17 protein-coding genes and 4 pseudogenes are annotated in these 18113 nt (G+C 67.6%); 9 read left to right on the top strand and 12 right to left on the bottom strand.

What is annotated here, in order from left to right; all coding sequences use genetic code 11:
• A pseudogene (locus ACZ5VD_RS37695) lies at positions 1–218 on the top strand (hypothetical protein); the annotation flags it as partial.
• 591 nt (positions 219–809) lie between these two features.
• Here the strand turns inward: ACZ5VD_RS37695 and ACZ5VD_RS37690 are convergent.
• Positions 810–1565 carry a class I SAM-dependent methyltransferase gene (locus ACZ5VD_RS37690; protein WP_468684985.1) on the bottom strand — a complete coding sequence of 252 codons (756 nt, stop codon included), beginning with the start codon at positions 1563–1565 and terminating at the stop codon, positions 810–812.
• A 14-nt stretch (positions 1566–1579) separates the two neighbouring features.
• Positions 1580–2340: pseudogene (locus tag ACZ5VD_RS37685) on the bottom strand (transposase).
• 89 nt (positions 2341–2429) lie between these two features.
• Here ACZ5VD_RS37685 and ACZ5VD_RS37680 point away from each other — a divergent pair.
• Positions 2430–2852 (top strand): hypothetical protein, encoded by a 423-nt coding sequence (locus ACZ5VD_RS37680; protein ID WP_468554517.1) that lies wholly within the window; start codon positions 2430–2432, stop codon positions 2850–2852.
• Between the two features lie 87 nt (positions 2853–2939).
• Here ACZ5VD_RS37680 and ACZ5VD_RS37675 read toward each other — a convergent pair whose 3' ends face one another.
• Positions 2940–3116, bottom strand: coding sequence for a hypothetical protein (locus ACZ5VD_RS37675; RefSeq protein WP_468554518.1), 177 nt, complete (start codon positions 3114–3116; stop codon positions 2940–2942).
• Between the two features lie 507 nt (positions 3117–3623).
• On the opposite strand from ACZ5VD_RS37675, the gene ACZ5VD_RS37670 reads away from it, so the two are divergent.
• The 3 genes from ACZ5VD_RS37670 (at position 3624) to ACZ5VD_RS37660 (ending at position 5328) form a co-directional block, all read left to right on the top strand.
• Positions 3624–4046, top strand: coding sequence for a hypothetical protein (locus ACZ5VD_RS37670; RefSeq protein ID WP_468554519.1), 423 nt, complete (start codon positions 3624–3626; stop codon positions 4044–4046).
• A 435-nt stretch (positions 4047–4481) separates the two neighbouring features.
• Positions 4482–4646, top strand: a complete 165-nt coding sequence (locus ACZ5VD_RS37665) for a hypothetical protein (protein ID WP_468684981.1) — start codon at positions 4482–4484, stop codon at positions 4644–4646.
• A 331-nt stretch (positions 4647–4977) separates the two neighbouring features.
• Positions 4978–5328: a hypothetical protein gene (locus ACZ5VD_RS37660; RefSeq protein ID WP_468554521.1), complete on the top strand. Its 351-nt coding sequence runs from the start codon at positions 4978–4980 to the stop codon at positions 5326–5328.
• Positions 5329–5698: 370 nt separating this feature from the next.
• On the opposite strand, the gene ACZ5VD_RS37655 is transcribed toward ACZ5VD_RS37660, so the two are convergent.
• Complete coding sequence (locus tag ACZ5VD_RS37655; protein ID WP_468684979.1) at positions 5699–6718, bottom strand: Rieske 2Fe-2S domain-containing protein; 1020 nt, start codon at positions 6716–6718, stop codon at positions 5699–5701.
• A 542-nt stretch (positions 6719–7260) separates the two neighbouring features.
• On the opposite strand from ACZ5VD_RS37655, the gene ACZ5VD_RS37650 reads away from it, so the two are divergent.
• Complete coding sequence (locus ACZ5VD_RS37650; protein WP_468554523.1) at positions 7261–7485, top strand: hypothetical protein; 225 nt, start codon at positions 7261–7263, stop codon at positions 7483–7485.
• A 257-nt stretch (positions 7486–7742) separates the two neighbouring features.
• On the opposite strand, the gene ACZ5VD_RS37645 is transcribed toward ACZ5VD_RS37650, so the two are convergent.
• The 3 genes and pseudogenes from ACZ5VD_RS37645 to ACZ5VD_RS37635 form a co-directional block, all read right to left on the bottom strand.
• On the bottom strand, positions 7743–8207 hold the full coding sequence (locus ACZ5VD_RS37645) for a hypothetical protein (protein WP_468684977.1): 465 nt from the start codon (positions 8205–8207) through the stop codon (positions 7743–7745).
• Between the two features lie 94 nt (positions 8208–8301).
• Positions 8302–8598 carry a hypothetical protein gene (locus ACZ5VD_RS37640; protein WP_468554525.1) on the bottom strand — a complete coding sequence of 99 codons (297 nt, stop codon included), beginning with the start codon at positions 8596–8598 and terminating at the stop codon, positions 8302–8304.
• A gap of 68 nt (positions 8599–8666) precedes the next feature.
• Positions 8667–8780, bottom strand: a pseudogene (locus ACZ5VD_RS37635) (hypothetical protein); the annotation flags it as partial.
• A gap of 117 nt (positions 8781–8897) precedes the next feature.
• Between ACZ5VD_RS37635 and ACZ5VD_RS37630 the strand changes: the two are divergent.
• Entirely contained in the window at positions 8898–9398 is a 501-nt protein-coding gene (locus ACZ5VD_RS37630; RefSeq protein ID WP_468684984.1) for a GNAT family N-acetyltransferase, read from the top strand.
• Positions 9399–9402: 4 nt separating this feature from the next.
• Here ACZ5VD_RS37630 and ACZ5VD_RS37625 read toward each other — a convergent pair.
• Positions 9403–9669, bottom strand: a pseudogene (locus ACZ5VD_RS37625) (IS5 family transposase); the annotation flags it as partial.
• Between the two features lie 139 nt (positions 9670–9808).
• Here ACZ5VD_RS37625 and ACZ5VD_RS37620 point away from each other — a divergent pair.
• On the top strand, positions 9809–10351 hold the full coding sequence (locus ACZ5VD_RS37620; RefSeq protein ID WP_468554526.1) for a hypothetical protein: 543 nt from the start codon (positions 9809–9811) through the stop codon (positions 10349–10351).
• Positions 10352–10390: 39 nt separating this feature from the next.
• Here the strand turns inward: ACZ5VD_RS37620 and ACZ5VD_RS37615 are convergent, their stop codons facing one another.
• The 4 genes from ACZ5VD_RS37615 to ACZ5VD_RS37600 all read right to left on the bottom strand — a co-directional run bounded on the left by ACZ5VD_RS37615 (position 10391) and on the right by ACZ5VD_RS37600 (position 16728).
• A complete protein-coding gene (locus ACZ5VD_RS37615) occupies positions 10391–13573 on the bottom strand; it encodes a family 78 glycoside hydrolase catalytic domain (protein ID WP_468684975.1) in 3183 nt (1060 codons plus the stop codon).
• A gap of 85 nt (positions 13574–13658) precedes the next feature.
• Positions 13659–14930, bottom strand: a complete 1272-nt coding sequence (locus tag ACZ5VD_RS37610) for an ABC transporter substrate-binding protein (protein ID WP_468684974.1) — start codon at positions 14928–14930, stop codon at positions 13659–13661.
• Positions 14931–14959: 29 nt separating this feature from the next.
• Positions 14960–15781, bottom strand: coding sequence for a carbohydrate ABC transporter permease (locus ACZ5VD_RS37605; protein ID WP_468684972.1), 822 nt, complete (start codon positions 15779–15781; stop codon positions 14960–14962).
• Entirely contained in the window at positions 15778–16728 is a 951-nt protein-coding gene (locus ACZ5VD_RS37600; RefSeq protein ID WP_468684970.1) for a carbohydrate ABC transporter permease, read from the bottom strand. The genes ACZ5VD_RS37605 and ACZ5VD_RS37600 overlap by 4 nt, the downstream gene beginning before the upstream one ends.
• A 319-nt stretch (positions 16729–17047) precedes the next feature.
• On the opposite strand from ACZ5VD_RS37600, the gene ACZ5VD_RS37595 reads away from it, so the two are divergent.
• The gene (locus tag ACZ5VD_RS37595) at positions 17048–18091 is read left to right on the top strand and encodes a LacI family DNA-binding transcriptional regulator (RefSeq protein WP_468684968.1); all 1044 of its coding nucleotides are present in this window, start codon (positions 17048–17050) and stop codon (positions 18089–18091) included.
• Positions 18092–18113: the final 22 nt, after the last annotated feature.

Genomic DNA, 18113 nt, shown 5'->3' with positions numbered 1-18113 from the left:
GCCACACACGACACCGACTGAACACCGGCAACCCAGACCCGGTGGGTCAGAACTCGACCGCCCACACCGGGTCAGGATTCAACCGCCGCCGACACTTCGCGGCCTACATCGCTGGCGGCATCGACTCCGGAAGTCTGGAGACGGACCTGCAGATCTACCTCTACTGGCTACAGGAACGCCGCTCTCCCACCCCGGCCGACCGACTGCCCGAGCTCTAGACCGATATATCCCGACTTACCTGAGGCAGGACAGCGGCCCTCAGCCTCACATGACTCTGCAGCCACCACAGGTCGGACGACGGGTCCCGAGACCACGGCAACGAGAGGTGAGGCAGAACAGAATTCTGACGTCACCATCGGGGCTGCGGTGTCAAGCTGGATGTGCCCAGAAAAGGAGCACCCCCGATGCCGCCGGGCCAGTCGAAGGTCGAGTTGTACGCCACGCTGCGGCGCGACTCTCGCGATAGCATGTCGAACCGGGCGTTGCCGTGCAGTACGGCGTCACCTGGAGCACGGTCAACAGGGCCCTGGCCTCGCGGCTTGGCCGCAGCCATGCACGACAACCGCTTCGGTGCGGCCGTCGAAGCTGGATCCGTTCACGCTGCTGATCGACGAGATCCTGCTCATTGATCTGGACGCGACCAGGAAACAGCGCCATACCGTCACCCCGGATCTACCGCCGTCTGATCGACGAGCACTCCTCGTCCGAGGCGTTGCGTTGGCGTTGACCACTTGAACCCGCACCGATGAGAGGGCGCAAGCATCCTGCGAGCAACCGGGCGGTCCGGCCAGGGACTGAGAGTCCGGTGTTCATACCTTGCTCGCGACCACCATGTAGTTCTCGGCCCCAAGATCGAACGTGCTCAGTTCCGTTTGGAGTCCGACCCGGTGCAGCTCGACTTCGAGTTCCTCGTACCGGTAGGGCCAGCAGGACAGCAGTTCCGAGCGGACAAGAACCAACCCGGTCGCATCAACTTGCGCGATCGCAATCTCGATGTGGTGCTCCTCCTCCCAATGCGGCGCAATCTCCCAGCGGTAGACCACGACGGCATCGCGACCGTTCCGGCGGACGAGTCGGTCACTGATCTCCAGCCGGGAACCTCTGGCCCTCACGAGTTCCCAAGTGCGGGATGTGAGTACCAAGCGCCCGCCGGGGCGCAGAAGCCGTGACATCGACTCCAGAGCAGCACCCCTGCCTGTCGCGCCCGCGGCATGGTGAAGTGAGTTGCCGACGCAGAACACCATGTCGAACGTGTTGTCCTGGAAATGGTCGGGCAACTCTTCCCAGTTCGCCCGTACGGCCCGGACGGATGCCCCGAACTCCTCAGACAACTCTGCAGTCCGACGAACCATCGCCTCGCTGGCGTCAGTTGCGACAACCTGCATGCCACGACCGGCGAGGCCAACCGCCAACTGTCCAGTTCCGCACGAACAGTCGAGGACGTGAGCGTTCGACGGCAGGAGATTGAGGACGTCGTCGAACGACGCAGCGAACTCGGCTGGAGGCAACTTTGCATCCGAGATGAGCCATTCGTACACCTCGGCAAGCACGTCATAGCCTGTCACAACCACTACCCCCGTCACGCGGCAGACTCACGGCAGGACTGCAGTCCATCAGCGGAGCAAGCCGGGCACCAATGGTTTTCGCAAGGGTGGTGAACGCCGTCGCCCTTGAGGCGGCAGTCGCGGAGCATCTTCCAGGTCTTCATACGGGCGAAGGCGTGCTCGACGCGGGCGCGGACCTTGCGGTGGGAGGTGTTGTGTTCCTCTCTCCAGGGCCGGGAGTTCGGCCTGGCCGGGTTCACGGCGGTGCGGGATGACCAGGCCGGTGCCGCGGTAGCCGCCGTCCGTGATGACCGTGGTCTTGCCGACGGCGTCCTTCGCGCCGGACAGTTCCCACCCCTTGCAGTCGTTGCGGTTTGCGGGCAACAGGCGGCCGACGGCGACGACGAGCCGGGTGTCGGCGTCGATGACGACCTGGTGGTTGGTCGAGTGGCGGTGGTTCTTCGACTGCTCGGCGACTGCGTGGTCGCGGGTGGGGACCAGGGTGCCGTCCACGATCAGCACGGCGTCCTTGCGGAAGCGCTTGCGCTGCTGGAGTGCGAGCGCGGGTCCGAGGTGGTCGATGATGCGGTCGGCGGCCGACTTCGACACCCCGAACAACGGCGCCAGTTGACGCAGTGTGAGGTTGGTCCGCCAGTAGGCGGCGACCAACAGCACCCGCTCCTCCAGCGGCAGGCTCCACGGGCCGGCCCTTGCGCACCGGGTCGGCGCCCTCGCGCCGCAACGCCGTGATCAGCTTCCCGAACTGGCGCGGACTCAGCCCGGCGAACGGGGCTATCCAGACACCTCAGGGTCCTAACTCGTCAAGCCGCACGCTTGCAGCCGCTGTGTAGCCTGTCGATCTGTTCGAACGGGATGAGGAGGCCGATGGTGGATGCCGAAGGAACGCATACTGCGATCCAGCTTCCCGAAGGGTCCTGGTGGGACTGGGACGTCGTCGCTTGGGACGGCGGACAGCTCAGGCTCGCCGCCGACCACGACCTGACCTACCACCACGGCCTGGAACTGGTCTTCGGCGATCCGGTCTTCGTCAGCTGTCCGTCCGGCTTCCACGACCCGGTCTTCCGATCCCCGTCGCCCGCCGAGCTCCTGAAAGTCGCTCGTCAGCTTGGAGAGAAGCCGCCCGTCGTGGCCGCCTTCGAAGCCGACGCCGGCGGGCAGGAGCCGGTCTCGTGTCTCATCGCCGCAGAGCGCCTCGACATCATCCAGGAACTGGTCCTGCGCTACTGGCGCGAGGATGCAGGCCCCGATCAGCGCTTCGCTCCCTGGGTGACACCCCCAGGCCAGTAGACGCACTGCGCCAGGCGGCCGCTGCGGTGACCTCGGTGGCCGGTGCTGGGAAGGCCAGTACGCTGACCGGAACCTTGAAGGCGCCCGTCATCCGGGCACCGGCCCGGCCCGGCCCGCGAGCGCAAGACCGACCGCCACCAGCGTCGACCGCAGCCGCTCGGTCATTCGCCCGAACCTGCGGGTGAGTCCGGGTACTTGCTCGGCGAAGGTCTTGCGCGGGCAGCAGTCCTCCGCGCAGACGAACCGCCGCACACGTAACGACACTTGCCCGCTGTCGGCAGGTCACGCGGAAACCGCAGGTAGGAGCCATGTATTCGCCCTGACCAGCATCCGCACCCCGGGCAGGCCGCCCGTCCTGCGGTCATATGAACCTCGATCCGGACGACCGTGTCGATCACCGACCGACTCCACTAACACGCCCTCGACCGAGGAGAACAGCAGCTCATCCAGCTGTGGCAGCATGTCGTTCACGGCGAAGAACTTTCGACCACAGCACCGTCCAGTCTCGCAATTTTCGGGCGAACTCAACCGGCATCAGGCGGAGATCAACAGTCACCCTGCGTACGCGACCGCACCAAGTGGACCAGAGCCCGTTGCGAGCTTCGCAGCCAGTCGGTCGACGATAGGGCTCGCCGGTGGCCAGGAGTGGGCCCACGTCGTAGCAGGTCGCGGGACGGCGGTTCTCGGAGTCCACGACGCGGTTGACCTTTCGGCAGGAATAATGAGGCCGATACTGCCGCCGGCCCTACAGGCCCCACCTCCGGAGACGACATGCCCAGCCCTTTCGCCGCCGCCCTCAGTACCGCCGCACTCACCGCGGGCATGCTCCTCGGCGCTCCCGCCGCCGGTGCCCAGAGTGCCGCGTATCCGACCAGCTCCTTCGACGTCACCTACGGGAACACGTACACCCGGGGCACGATCACTTGGTACAACCGGGAGGTCGTCGTGTCCGGCGAGCACAAGTCGGTCAGTGCGACGAGTTGCCGCGGCACCACCGCATTCGGCGTCGACTCCAAGAACCACGACGTGGCGGTCAACTTCAGCGACCACAACGTATGCGGCGCCAGCGCGTCGTTCAGTTTCCCCGTGACCTTCTACGTGGCCGGAGTCGGCGTCGTCCGGATCTGCCTCGACAACGGCGCGGAGAACCCTCCCATCAAGTACCTCAAGTGCACGCGCTACGGCCGCCCCTGACACATAGGTCCCTGGCAACGGACGACCGCCGGCGCCGTCGTAACGGGGAAATCGGACCGGCCTACGGTAGTGCGGTGCCCTAGCCTTCCCACGACGATGCCGATCTTGTGCCCGCACCCGTCCTAGTCGTGCTGCCCGCCTTCCTGCTGCTCGGCACCGCACAGCAGGAAGGCATGGCGCGACTGTGGCAGCGGCGGCAAACCGACACGGGCTGCGTCCATCTCGTGGGGCTGCCGTCCTACCGACATCGCGAGGACAGCGGTGTGGACGCGTCGGAGTACCGGGTGTTGGTGCGCGCCCCAGAACATCTGCGGCCGGTCGACGTCGTCGACTACGACCAGGTCGTCACCGAGAAGCTGGAGCGGTCACCGCAGTCGGCGGTCCGTGAGGTCCTCGGGGAGCGCCGGCCTTCGGGGTGGGTGCTGGTGAAGCTGCATGGAAGCACCGGCGGGCGCGCCGCTGCTCGACGTGGGCCGCGCCCTGGACGCGGCGGGGCACCCGGGCACCCGCCTGTACACGCTGTGCGGAGCCGCCCAGGAGCTGACACCTCTGCTGCGCGGCTTCGACCACATCACCGACTCCGCCCCCGACGACTCCTGACCCCGGCCGCCGCACCGTCGGCTGCCCCGGCGCGGCGGCCCCGCCCGGCGCGCAACACCAGCGAACGCGCCCCGATCCCCTCGCCGGCCGCCCGGGCCTGACCCACCGCCCACCTTCCTTGTTCTTCCCGCTGTGGGGCGTGGTCCGGGGCGTAGAGAGGACCGGGTGCGTTCGTACGGTGGGGATGACCTGCACGGATGCGGCGCCATCGGTGAGGCTGACGCACGAGAAGTCGCAAGAGATGCCGTAGGAGAAGACGCAAGAGTCGGCGCAGGAGATGGTGCCGCGCGGCAGACCGAAGCACGGTTCGACCAGCAGTACCTTTTGCCCCGTGGCAGCTTCGTACGACTTCCCTCAGGGCCTGACCGACGCGCAGGACGAACTCCGTCAGGTCCGCGCTGAACTGCGGACCCTCTACCAGCGGGTGCCGTGGTCAGCCGAACCACTGGACGCCTGGAAGACCGACGACAACGTCTGGCGCCAGGCCTCCCGCCCCGCCTCCCAAGGCTGGGACCTCCAGGACGCGACGGAGATCGCCCGGCTGCGGAAGCGGGAACTCGAACTCGCCACGGCGATCGTCACGCACCCGTACTGGAGCGAGTTCACCGCGTCCGACGTCCTCGCCGCCCGCACCGCCCTCAAGCACCACCACCAGCTGCAGGTGACCGACGCCTCCAGCTAGCCGCCGACCGCTTCCCCCGCCGCCGCACCGTCGGCGGCCCCGCCCAGCGCGCAACACCGGTGGCTTTGTAGGTGACAACCTACAAAGCCAGCCCCCTTCGTGGGACCGTGGATGTCTGTGATGCCCTTGATGGTGGGTCTGGAATGGGCGGCGAAGGCCGCACGAATCGCCCACTGAGAACGCGAGAACGGCCGGGTGCTGTGGCGGGGCCGCGTCGGGAGCAGGCCCTGGGAGGTGTCGTGGTCCCCGGCCGGCCCCCGAACACCGGCTCGAACCGCGAAAGACGCCCCGCTTCCCGTCTGAGTAGCCGGGGTGCCGCGCTCGGCGAACTCCAGGGGCGATCGAGCCTCGTCCCCGCCCTCGCCCCCGTCTACGTCGCAGTCCGCACCGGCTCGTCGCCCCCTGTCCGCCCGACAGCCTCGGCCCTGGCCTCCGGCGCCGGCTGGCGCGCCCCCGGAATCGTCACGTCAGCCGGGTAGAACTGCCCGTACCACCGGCGCAGCGCCCTGATTCCCTTCTCGTGCGGGAGCAGGACCGGGCGGGACCGGTGGATCTTGTGATCCCAGATCTCGACCTCCTCCCGTACCTCGCCCAGAGCCTCCGCGCGGAAGACGAGCTTGAGCGCGGGCGTCAGGAAACGGAGCGGGAGCCGGGACGGTTTGCGCAGGTAGTACAGCATCCGGAGTTCGCTCGTGCGGTCGTCGATCGGGGTGGTGAGGGCGACCGCGGTCACCGACAGGACGGGGCCGTGGACGCGGACCACCATGACGCCCGGGCCGTACATGAACGCGTCGAAGGTGTTGTTGATGTCCCAGCGCAGGACGCGTCGGGCGATCCGGCCGCGGGCCTCGGCATACGGGCCGTCCTGGCGCCAGTCCTGGACGGGGGGTTCGGCCTGGCCGTGGATGAAGTGGAAATGGGACTCGTCGACGATGTTCTCGCGCATCTCCTGGACGTGGATACGTGCCCGGCAGGTGTCGTCGATCGGGGCGGCGTAATCCTTGGACTCCGTCTCGGGGATCTCCGGTACCTCCCACGACGGTTCGCCCGGCCCGGTGTACACGAGGACGAGTCCGCTGTGTTCGCGGACCGGGAAGCCGCCGAGGGACACCTTGGGGGTGTGGGCGGCGAACGGTGCCTCCACGCACCTACCGTCCGTGCCGAACCGCCAGCCGTGGAACGGGCACACCACCGTGCCGTCCACGACCTTCCCGCCGGCGCCCAGGTGGGCGCCGTAGTGGGGGCAGTGCGCGTCCCGGACGGTCGCCTGTCCGTCGGTCCCTCGGAAGGCGATGAGCGCCCGGCCGAAGTAGTGGAGGCTGACGACCTTGCCCGGCCGTAGCTCGGCGCTGCGGAGCACGGCGTACCAGCCGTACGGAACGAAGGGCATCGGATACTCGTCGGCCCGGGGGTCGCGGGGCAGGGACGCAACCGTGTCATGACTCCGCCATAGACGCATGTGCCGATGTTAGGTCGCTGAAACAGTGTTCGACAGGATGCCGCTTCACCCAGGTCCCGTCTGTCTCCCCGTGGGCGAAGTGTTCGTGGTCGGCACACCGTTCACCACCTGGTGGTGATTCAGCGCCGGCCCCGGCGACCATCCACACACGGCTGCGAACGTGCCCACGGGGAAGTCGGCCGAGACCGTCGCCAAGAACTCCGGCACCTACGCCAAGGAAGCCGACGAGGCCGCCGTACAAGCAGCGGAGTACCAACGCGAGCAGGAGCGCGAAGCCCGCGAGGAGGCGGTCCGGAGCAAGGAGAAGGGCGACGCGTACTCCCTGGAGGAGGCCGAGCGCACGGACTTCGAGCCGCGCCTCCTTCTGCTGCCCGGGGACACGTTTCGTGACTTCACACTCATGGCAGCCTCGTGCGCGTTGTCGCCCCCGTTGGGCTGTCCGCCGCGACTGCTTCCGCGTACTCCTGAACGTCTTGAACGAGGGAGGACAACTGATCGACGAGGTTGTGGGCTGCTTCCGCGACGACCTCGGGGCCCTCCAGCACCACCGCCAGTCCCCCGCTCTCGGCATCCTTGAATTTCAGCCTGATTGCGGCGATCCGCGTCTCGTCGAGCGGGACCGGAGCCTGCCCAGCGCGCAACTCACGGAAGCAGGCTTGGTTGTCCCGGTCAGCGTTGCCCAGCGCTTCAAGGAATGAAGGGTCGCCGCCACCTCGGTGAGACGGACCAGATCACCTGAGACGACAAGCGAATCGGGCCAGATCACCTGCGACAGGCGCGAGATCCCCCCGAGACGGACAAGTCGGCTCCACTGTTCAGGCCGGGCTCGGTGTCCCGTCGCCCCGAAGATTGATCGTTCCTACCGACCTTTAACCACGGCGTGTGTGGCGTGAGCGTTGGCAGTTGCGATCGCGGTGGGAGCCGACCCACACAGTGAAGCGGGCACCGACAGCCGTCAGCTGTTGTCGTTCACACCCAGGTCGGCCCTCATTGCAGTGCGTACGAGTGTCATCGAGTCCATGTACTTGTTCATAGCTTCCGTGCCCCGGACATGGATGTTCGTGCCGTCGATGATGACGTCTCGCACAGCTCGCGCGCACGAATCCAAGTCCCGAGCTGGGGACAGCACTGATGGAGAGGCCGACACCTCAAGCTCGGAACGCGAGGCAAAGCAGCCGGCGTAAGCCGTGCGGGCTCGATTCGCTCGCTCCTCATCCGAGAGGCCGGAGGTCGCAGCGAGGACGCGCAGTTGCGTGCGCATATGGGCGTGAGCCGCCAGGTAGCGCGCGTACAGGTCCTGCTTGATCGCGCGGCGATCGATTCGGTCCTGCCTGCGTTCGCGACGGCGCTCAACGAGGAGGGCAGCGGTGAGCGCGATAGCCGCTCCGACAACAGTCCCAAAGAGAGGGAGCCACGACATGCCATGACGATAGGGAGGGCAGCGGTGGCAGGGAATGGCTAGGGCGTTGAGATCAGTCGGCCTTCGGTGAGACGAGACACTCGGGCCACCTGTTTCACATGCCGCGGCCTGAGATCATCTGGTCCACGGCTTTCTGGACCTTGGGCAGGAACGCCGCGATGGTCTCGCTGTTGGGTTCCTCACCGAGCTGGTCCAGAGCGGTCTCGCGGGTGAGGACGATGTCAGGCTGGTAGACCAGGCCTGCGGCCCACACATCCAACTCCGCTTCGGTGTCCCCGTCGCCAGGACCGTAGTTGATGTACAGAACGGGGAGCTCAGCGGACGAGTCCAAAAGGGTACGGATGTCTGTGACGGTGACCTGCGGCGCTGGCCTGTGGACGGTCGGTTCCATGGTGTGACGCTCCTCCGGCTGATGGTTGAGCCAAACCTATGTGAACCGCTCCGGGATCGGTGGAGGCTCTATGCATTGACTCCAGCCGCCGGTCGGGGCTGGTGATGAGCGTAGTGGTTGGTTTCGTGCTCGTGGGGCGGAATATCGCCGATAGCGGTGTGGAGTCGCTGGTTGTTGAACCGGTCGACCCATTCCGCGGTGCCGAGTTCGACGTCGGCGAGGCCGTGCTAGGGCGTGTGTCGGAAGTGCTCCTCCGGGGCTCCCACGGAACGTGGTCTCTGTCGTGTGATCCTGTTGTCATGACTGATCACCGCGAGGTTGCCATCGTCCGCTGGCCAGGCCAGACTCCTCCGATCGAGGACGGCCTGGCCGCCTTGCTGGCGGCCTACCATCTGCGGACTGAGGCTGAGAAGGGGGAACCGGTTGCCCATGTGGACGGGTTGCCGGATCGCTACCGAGCAGAGATCACCGACCCTCGGACCGCGTTTGCCGGTGACGTCGTGCTGGTGGCTCTCCTGCGGGATGCCGCTGTGGGCTGTTTGGTGCTGACCTCCCCGGCCAACGAGCCATCGGAGATCAAGAGGCTCTGGACCGACACTGAATTCCGTGGCCGGGGCATTGCGTCCGCCTTGCTCGGCGCTGCGCTCGCCCATGCCGCGGAGAACGGCGTGGACACCGTCCGGCTCTCAGTGTGGGAATGGCGGACCGGGGCCATTGCCCTGTACGAACGACTCGGCTTCACTGTCATCGACTCATGGGATGAGCGGGATCAATTGGTGTGCATGCAACGCGCTGTCTGAGTGGTCACAGCCATTCGTTGATGGCCGCGATGAGAACGGTTGCCTCGTAGGGGACCGCGAGCTTGTCGTATGTCGTAGCGACGGCACGGTGCCTCTTGAGGCGGTTGATCCCGCACTCGACCGCCTGACGCTCGCGGTAGTCGACCGGGGCGAAGTGCGGCGGCCGGCCACCGCGGGAGCCGAGCTTTCGGCGGTTGCGTGCCTGGTCGGCCTTGTCCGGGATGGTGCAGCGGATCCCGCGGCGGCGTAGAGAGGCCCGGTTCTTGCGGGAGCAGCGTCAGCTTCCTTGCCCAGACGTTCGAGCCATCAGCACACCATCGTGGTCGTGTCTCCGGCGGCCGGAGAGTGAGGGGGGCGGCTGGTCAATCCCAGTCGGATGCCAGCTGGCCGACTACGCAGAGGAGACCTCCATGCCCGTCCTGCGGGTTGTCAACTGCAACACGCTCTTCGGTGGGCACACAGACTTCGGGCTCGGGTCGGCCGACCGGTGGGACGGGCAGATGGAGTTCCTGCGCTCCTTGATGCCGGACGTCCACGCCCTACAGGAGTGCAACTTCTGGGAGGTGCTGGGCAGGCGGCGCCTTCAACGGGCGGTCGCTTCGCTGGGCATGGCCCGGGGGTTCCTCGCGGAGGCCAACGTCACGACGGCCGGCCGCCGCTTCCACTACGCGATCCTGCTCAGCGACCATGTCGCCGTCGATGCCGAGGCCGCGGACCGTACCCGCTACCACCACGTCATGGGCTGGACGAACCTGCGGCTCAAGGGCGTGGACGGGCTGTTGGAGCTGCGCAATCCGCACCTGGACCCGTCCGAGCCGCGCAGCACTCCGCTGCCTGACTCATTCCGCCTCCTACGACACCCGTTCCTACCGACACGACACCGGCCGTCGCCGCGAGCACGGTCCGAGGGCCCACTGCCGTTCCGTGTCCGCGGGGTGCGGGTTCTTCGCTGACATCGCGGTCGGCGTCGTCCGCGCTGTGCGCCTCATGGCTCACGCCTCGGTCCTCTCGGTGTTCCGGGAATCGGTCAGCGGATCGCGGGTGGTGAACGTGTGCCGGCCCGAGCCGACGACGTAGGTGGCGCGGTCGCCCATAGGCATGCGGACCTCCGCCGTGGTGTTCGGCGGGAGTGCCACGTGGAGGCGGAACCTGCCGTTCTTACGGACCCACTGCACGGACACCACGCCGTACGGCGTGCGGTAGCCGCCCTCGGCATGAGTGAGGTCACCGACCGGGCGGGGGTCGATCACCAGCTCGCGGTAGCCGGCTCTGCCGCGTGCCTGGCGGATGCCCACCAGGCCGCTGTGGAACCACTCCTCGATCTGCAGCAGGATCATGTGGTTCTTGGAGTTGCCCATGTCCCACTGTTCGGGAACGGTCGTCAGGCCGCCGGGGTTGGCGAGGGTGGGCGCCATGAAGTAGCCGTAGCTCGGACGGGTGTCCTCCCGGAGGACGTCCCACAGGACATCGTCGCGACCGCCGTCGTGCAGGGCCCTGACGATCGGGGCGAGACCGATGGTGCCGCCGCTGAAGTGTGGACCTCCACCGAACGGCCGGTGGGCGTGGACCAGTTCGACCAGCGCGTCGAGAACCTTCCCTCGTTCGCCCTCCGGTACCAGGCCCTCGTCCAGAGCGAGCGCCTGCGCGGCCTGTGTCGCGCCGGCAGCGCCCTGGCCGCCCTCGGCGGTGTAGCGGCCGAGGGCCTGGTTGTAGAAGGCGTCGTTGAACGCGTCCTTGATGCCTGCCGCGAGGCTGCGGTACTCGGCCGCGTCGGCCTCACGCCCGAGCAGTGCCGCCATCCTCGCCATGCGATCGGCGATCTGGTGGTAGCCCCAGGTTCCGGTGATGCGGCCCGAGGTGTTCTCACTGGCGATCCAGTCGGCCAGGGCCGCGTCCACGATGCGGGCGTTCGTGCCGGTGCCTGCCTTCCTGGTCCTGATGTAGTCCAGGAAGGCCTGCATCTGCGGGTAGTAGCGCGCCATCGTCCGGGTGTCGCCGTACGTCTCGTACAGCAGCCAAGGCACCAGGATGATGCCGTTGCCCCAGTTGATCTCGTCGCCGAACCGGCCGGTGTAACCCCAGTCGTACACCGGGGCCTTGAGCGCCACGTTGCCGATGTCGGCACCGGCCCTGGACTGGCCCTCCGCCAGATGGCGCTGCATGGTGCGCAGGTAGGCCGCGTATCCGAAGGTGCGGTGGATGGATCCGAAGGGCTGCACGTAGTCGGCGGGGTAGGCGAGCTTTTCGCGGCCTGGGCAGTCCGTGAAGGTGGACATGGTGTTGCTCATGATCGAGTAGCGGGCCATGCGGTGAATGCGGTTGATCCGGTCGTCGGAGGTCCGCACGGAGCCGGCCTTCGGGACGTCCGCGTGGATCTGCAGGGCGGTCACCGTGTCCCGGGTCGGGACGTAGCCCTCGGGCAGGCCGGTCATCTGCAGCCACTGCATGCCGAAGTAGTGGAACTGCGGGTGCCAGCGCTCGCCCCGCTCACCGCCGTGCGTCGTGTAGGCAGCGAACACGTCGGTGCCGCGTGCCGCGCCGCCGCCCATGATCGATGCCTGGTTGACGCTGCCGTCGGCGTTCAGTGACTCGGCGGGGTACAGCTTGACGGTGGTGCCGGCCGGGAGCGGGGCGTCGAGCGTGAGCAGCGGCCAGCCGGCGATGTTCTGCCCGAAGTCGAAGACCCACACACCGGGCTGCGGCTGCTTGACGCTCACCGGACGCAGTCTGTCGACGACCTTGAGCGGCTCTGCCACGCGCCACACCAGCTCGGTGGTCAGATTGGGCGGCGGGGCGATTCCGGCGTCGGTCCAGCCCATGGCCGTGCCGTCGCGCCGTTTCACCGACGCGCCGAGGTCCGCGCCGGGGACGGTCCAGGCGGGCTGCTCGCGCCGGGCGTCGTAGTCGGAGCCGGAGTACCAGTTGGCCGTGGTGGTCGGGCCGAGAGCCGCCTTCCACGAGCGGTCGCTGACCACGGTCTCGACCGTGCCGTCGTCCTTCGTGAGTTCCAGGCGGGCGATCAGACGTGGTGTGACGGCCGCGCCAGCACTGGCATCGGTGCTCGCGAGCGGGTTGCCGGAGCCGGTGACGACGGCGCCGTTCTCGTGTCCCGAGGCGAGCCCGGGCTCGAAGGTGATGCCGGTGCCGTCCGCCCCCGCGGTACCGATCGCGGTGATCGTGTGTGACTCCAGGCGCTCGCCACCGTCACCCGTGTCGATGTTGACGGTGCCACCGACGTGGTAATTGGCCACGTTGTTGACCTTGACGGTGGTGGCGCCCCGGGCAGCGGGCGCGACGAGGCCACCGCTGCCTTTGAACTGGCTCTGCCACCAGCTGTACGGTGCCGTGCGGCCGGTCGTGGGATTCGCGACGGACCGCGTCACCAGCGCCGTGCCGTGGCCCAGTTCGACGCCCAGAGTGTTGTCGCCGTGGCGGACGAGACCGGTGACGTCGAACACCCGGTACTCGGTGGAGAGCTGGTAGTTCGAGTTGCCCGGCGCGAGTACCTCGTCGGTGACGGGTCTGTCGTTGAGTCGGGCGACGTGCAGTCCGACGCCGGACAGGTACAGCCTCGCCCTGACGATCTTCCCTCGGCGCCTGTCCACGCGGAAGGCACGGGCGAACACGGGCAGTGGCTGGTCAACGGTGCGGCCCGGGTACTCGATCCACCGGGCCTTGCCCCAGTCGGAGCGCTTGAGGAGCCCCATCTCCCATGAGGCGGGCCGGCTCCACGGTGTCGCCTCGCCCTCGGTGCTCCACGCCCGCACCTGCCAGACGACCCGGTCGCGCGAGGCCGGGGCAGGACCGTGCCAGGCGACGTCGGTCTGGGCCGAGGAACGGACCTTGCCGCTGTCCCACAGAAGACGGCCCCTGTCGAGATCCGGCTCGGTACGCGCCGCCCGGATCCGGTAGGCGGCCTGCGTCCATCCCTCGGCGGTTCCCTCCACCCGCCAGCTCAGTCGCGGGGCGGGGTCGTCGACGCCGAGCGGGTTGTCCTCGCGGCCATCGATCGCGAGAGCAGTGACCCTCGCCCCATGTCTGCTGCCGTTCCCCTCGGCGTAGGCCTCCGATGTGAGAGGACCGAGGACGGTGGGCAGCGCCAGCCCTGCCGCGGAGACGGTCACGGTGCCGACGACCTGTCTACGGCTGAACGCTCCGCCCGCTGTGCCGGACATGCCGAACCTCCGTTGATTCGAAAGGAGTTGCTTCGAAGAGACTTGGAGAACCTGGTACGTGCACCCACGTGCCCGTTGGCCCCGCTCAGCTCCCGGCCTTGTAGTCGGCGTCCATCTCGTCGAGGAGTTTCTTAGGCGTGGACTGACCGCTGAAGATCTCCTGCAGGCCGCTGAGCATGGTCTGCTGGACCTTCGCGTTGGGCCAGAGCTGGTCCATGAACGGCACGGTGCGGTCCGAGCCGATGAACTCGGAGAGTTCGGCGAGCGAGGGGTCCGCCTTGAATCCCGTGTCGGGGAGGGAGGGCAGGCCGCCCTGCTTCTCGACGAAGAGGTTCATACCCTCGGGGGACATCACGAAGTTCACGAACTTCAGAGCGAGTTCCTCGTTCTTGGCCTTGGCGTTGACGCCGTAGCCGGCGCCCGCTGCCGCCGGAATGATCGTCTCGGACGGAGAGTCGTCGGCGGGCAACGCCTTGAGGATGAAGGTGGCCTTCGGGTTCTTCGCCTCAAGCAGGGCGATCACCCAGTTGCCCTGCACGATGCCCAAGGTCTTGCCGGTGGCCGCGAGTTGCTGGCTGGCTTCGTAGTTGGTGCCCAGGGGGTTCTTCTGGAAGCAGCCGGTCTTCTCCATCGTCAGGTACTTGTCCAGGGCGGTGGTCCACAGTGACTTCGCGAAGGTTGCCTGGCCGGCCTGCATCTTCTGGTCGAAGTCGCGGTCCTGTCCGTAGACGGTCGTGGCAACGAGCGCGTAAAGGACGAGCTGGGTGACCCAGTTGTCCTGGTTGCCCAGGGCGAAGGCCGGGGTGCCCTTGGCCTTCGCGGCCTTGCAGAAGGCCAGCAGGTCGGTCCATGTCTCCGGCGGAGTGAGTCCGGCCTTCTTCATGGCCTGCTCGTTGTAGACGGCGCCTATGCCGTTCTGACCGAAGATCGCGTTGTAGGTCTTCCCCTCGTACTGGGCGACGCTCTTGATCGCCTCTGGCATCTTGGCGGCCCAGGGCTGGTCCGAGAGGTCGCGCAGATAGCCGGGCTTGGCCAGGACATAGGTGGCGGCCGGGTTTCCGTTGCCGGGCCAGACCGACATCACGTCGGGCGCGGTGCCCGAGGACAGCTGGGTGCGGATCTGTTGCTGGTACTGGTCGGCGCCGCTGGTGGTGTAGCGGACCTTGACACCGGGGTTGGCCTTCTCGAACGCCTTGACGACGTCTTCGATCGAGCCCTGGTCCACCGAGGCGAGCGTCAGCGTCTTCGAGCCGCCCGAACCGCCTTCGGAGCCCGCATTGGTGCCGCCGCTGCACGCGGCCAGCAGGGCCACGGACGTCAACGTCGCGATCAGGAGCGGGAGTTTGCGTGTCTTCATGATGTCCCCCTCGGGGAAGCGCCACGTGATCATCCGCGCAGCCCTCCCGCGAAGCCGTTGATGATGCTGCGCTGCAGCAGGAAGTAGACGAGCAGGACGGGCAGGATGCTGATCACCAGTGCGGCGAAGATGAGGTTCCAGTCGGTGACGTACTGGCCGACGAAGCCGGCGATCGCGACCGGCATGGTCTGCTGGGCGCTGCCGCTGAGGTACAGCAGCGGCGTGAAGAAGTCGTTCCACACGGCGACCGCGTTGAGCACGAGAGCGGTCACGGTCACGGGTTTGAGCATGGGCAGGATGACGTGGCGGAAGCCCTGCAGCGGGGTGCAGCCGTCGATCAGGGCCGCTTCCTCGAAGTCGCGGGGCAGGGCGCGCAGGAAGCCGACGTAGAGGAAGACGGTGAAGGGGACTTGGAGACCGGAGTAGAAGAGGACCAGCGCCCAAGGGGTGCCGAGCAGGCCCATGTCGCGCATGCTCTGGTACAGCGGCAGCGAGGCGAGCTGGAAGGGGAGGACCAGGCCGAGGAGGAAGGTCAGATACGTGCCCCGCGACCAGCGAGCTGTGACACGGGCCAGCGGGTACGCCGCGAGCGACGACACGGCCAGCACGATGACGACACTGCAGGCGGTCACCAGCAAGCTGTTGCCCAAGGCCCCGCCCAGCGAGCCCTGTTGCCAGGCCTGAGTGAAGTTGTCGAAGGTGGGCGAGGTGGTCGGGCTGATCGGCGACGAGGTGTCCGAGGCAGGTCGCAGGGCCAGGTTGACCAGGATGTACACGGGGAAGCCCACGGCCAGGGCGGCGGCGATCATCGCCAGTTCCAGCGCGAGGGTGCGCGGACGGTAGCGGCTCACGATGCGGCCCTCTCGTTGCGGGACAGCACGACGTACTGCCCGGTCGAGACGACCGCCACGATGATCGTGAGCACGACCGCGAGCGCGATGCTGTACCCGAACTCGCCGAGCGTGAAGGCGTCCTTGTAGATCAGCGTCGAGATGGTGTCGGTGGCATGTCCCGGCCCGCCGCCGGTCAACGCGTAGACCTGGTCGAAGAGTTTGATCCCGCCGATGATCGACAGCATCAGGTTGATCGTGAGGGCCGGAGCCAGCAGTGGCCGCGTCACCGACCAGAAGCGCCGCACCGGGCCCGCCCCGTCGATGGCCGCCGCCTCATGGACCTCCCTCGGCACCGACTGCAGCCCGGCCAGGAAGATCACCATGGAGTAGCCCGCGAACTGCCAGACGATCACCCCGACCACCGCCCACAACGCAAGCCCTGGACTCCCCAGCCAGTCCTGCCGCCAGTCGCCCAACCCCACCGCCCCGAACACGCTGTTGACCGCACCGTCCGGACCGAGCAGATTGCGCCAGAGGTACGCGGTCACGATCGGCGTGATCACGGCCGGGGCGAACAGGAACACCCTCAGCACATTCCGGGACTTGATGGCCGTGTCGACGCCGAGCGCCAGCAGCAGTCCGAAAGCGTTCTGAACGACTGTGATGGACACGGCGATCAGCAAGGTGTGCCAGATCGCCTGCTTCGCGTCCGCGTCGTGGAACATCTTCGAGAAGTTGTCCAGGCCCACGAAGGAGAAGTCGGGATCCAGGCCGTCCCAGTCGGTGAAGGCGTAGTAGACACCGCGGACACTCGGCACCAGGACGACGAACGCGAACAGCAGCAGCGCGGGGAGCGCGAACCACCAGGGCGGCGTGGTTCGCGCCCGGCGGACCCGGGCTGCCACCGGTTGTGGATCCGGGGGCCGGTCGTGGTCCGGGAGTTGCTCGTGCGGGGCGAGGGTCACCGACGGACCTCCTGTCTTGAAACGATTCAAACAGCTCGCCGGGCGAGGGATCGGGCCGATTCGGCACGGGAGCACGCGATGACTTCCGCGCATGGGGGCGGTGCGGTCCGACGCCGGGCCCGGTCGCTCGGAGTCCCTCATGTGCAACGTTTCCCAAAGGGTGTGCCAGACCCTAGAGAGCGGCCCGTGTGACGTCAAGATGCCGCACACGCTGCCCGATTGTTACGACGGTTCGGAACTGCGGCTGCTTCAGCGCCTGCTGGACTGCGTTGTCCGTCCGTACACTCGGCGACAACGTTTCCCGACGGGAGGGAGCAGGATGGAGCCGCCGGCACGGCCTCGTCGCGTCACCCTCGTCGATGTCGCGAAGCACGCCGGGGTGTCGACCACCGCCGCGTCGAAAGTGCTGCGCAATGCTTATGGAGCGAGCCCGGAGATGCGCGCGAAGGTGCGCCGGGCGATCGACGAGCTGGGCTATCGGCCGCACGCGGGCGCCAGGGGCCTGCGCGGGCAGACCTACACCATCGGCGTCATGCTGCCCGACATCCGCAACCCCTTCTTCCCCGAGATCCTCGACGGCGTCACCGCCTCACTGGCGGACACCGAGTACCAGGTGTTCCTGGGACCGGGCTGCAACGGGGAGAAGGAGGAGGCCCGCGTCACCGAGGCGATGATCGACCGCGGCATGGACGGCATCATCCTGGTCGCGCCCGTGTCGCCGCCCGCGCATCTGGAACACATCGCGACCTCGGCACCGACCGTCGTTGTCGGCCGACACGGCAAGTCCCCGCTGTACGACACCGTGGTCGACGACGACGCCGAGGGCGCGGCCCTGGTCGTGGGCCACCTCGCCGGCCTCGGACATCGTCGGATCGCCCACATCGAGCATCGCGAGACCGACCCGACGCGCCTTGCGGAGATGCCCAACGCCCGGCGCGCCGACGGTTATCGACTGGCCATGCGGGCGCACGGGCTGGAGGAGTGCATCAACGTGATCTCCACCAGCTACACCCAGGAAGGCGGCTACCTGGGCGCGAAGGAGCTGCTGGCCCGCACCGCCACCGTCCGGTCCACGGCCGTATTCGCCGGAGCGGACATCGTCGCCATGGGGGTGCTCGACGCGGTCACCGAAGCCGGACTGTCCGTGCCCGGCGACCTCTCGGTGGCCGGATACGACAACACCACGTTCGCCGCGTTCGCTCCCATCTCGCTGACCAGCGTCGACCAGTCGGGCCGCGAGATGGGCAGAAACGCCGTACGCCTCCTACTGGAACGGATCGCCGACCGCAGCCGGAATCCGACCCAGGTCACCCTCTCCCCCACCCTCGTGCCGCGACGGTCCACTGCGCGACCGACGGTGTAAGGCTTCGACGCCGAGCTGCGCA

The sequence above is a fragment of the Streptomyces sp. NPDC032822 genome, assembly GCF_055578825.1.
Note: the sequence above shows the minus strand (reverse complement) of the source record. Positions and strands in the feature narration are given on the sequence as shown.

Bases quoted from the DNA above. Each gene is read 5' to 3' on its own strand.
- ACZ5VD_RS37610 (WP_468684974.1), bottom strand. From the start codon at position 14,930: ATGAAGACACGCAAACTCCCGCTCCTGATCGCGACGTTGACGTCCGTG.
- ACZ5VD_RS37630 (WP_468684984.1), top strand. From the start codon at position 8,898: ATGACTGATCACCGCGAGGTTGCCATCGTCCGCTGGCCAGGCCAGACT.
- ACZ5VD_RS37680 (WP_468554517.1), top strand. From the start codon at position 2,430: ATGGTGGATGCCGAAGGAACGCATACTGCGATCCAGCTTCCCGAAGGG.
- ACZ5VD_RS37595 (WP_468684968.1), top strand. From the start codon at position 17,048: ATGGAGCCGCCGGCACGGCCTCGTCGCGTCACCCTCGTCGATGTCGCG.
- ACZ5VD_RS37670 (WP_468554519.1), top strand. From the start codon at position 3,624: ATGCCCAGCCCTTTCGCCGCCGCCCTCAGTACCGCCGCACTCACCGCG.
- ACZ5VD_RS37655 (WP_468684979.1), bottom strand. From the start codon at position 6,718: ATGCCCTTCGTTCCGTACGGCTGGTACGCCGTGCTCCGCAGCGCCGAG.
- ACZ5VD_RS37645 (WP_468684977.1), bottom strand. From the start codon at position 8,207: ATGTCGTGGCTCCCTCTCTTTGGGACTGTTGTCGGAGCGGCTATCGCG.
- ACZ5VD_RS37665 (WP_468684981.1), top strand. From the start codon at position 4,482: ATGGAAGCACCGGCGGGCGCGCCGCTGCTCGACGTGGGCCGCGCCCTG.
- ACZ5VD_RS37615 (WP_468684975.1), bottom strand. From the start codon at position 13,573: ATGTCCGGCACAGCGGGCGGAGCGTTCAGCCGTAGACAGGTCGTCGGC.
- ACZ5VD_RS37620 (WP_468554526.1), top strand. From the start codon at position 9,809: ATGCCCGTCCTGCGGGTTGTCAACTGCAACACGCTCTTCGGTGGGCAC.
- ACZ5VD_RS37640 (WP_468554525.1), bottom strand. From the start codon at position 8,598: ATGGAACCGACCGTCCACAGGCCAGCGCCGCAGGTCACCGTCACAGAC.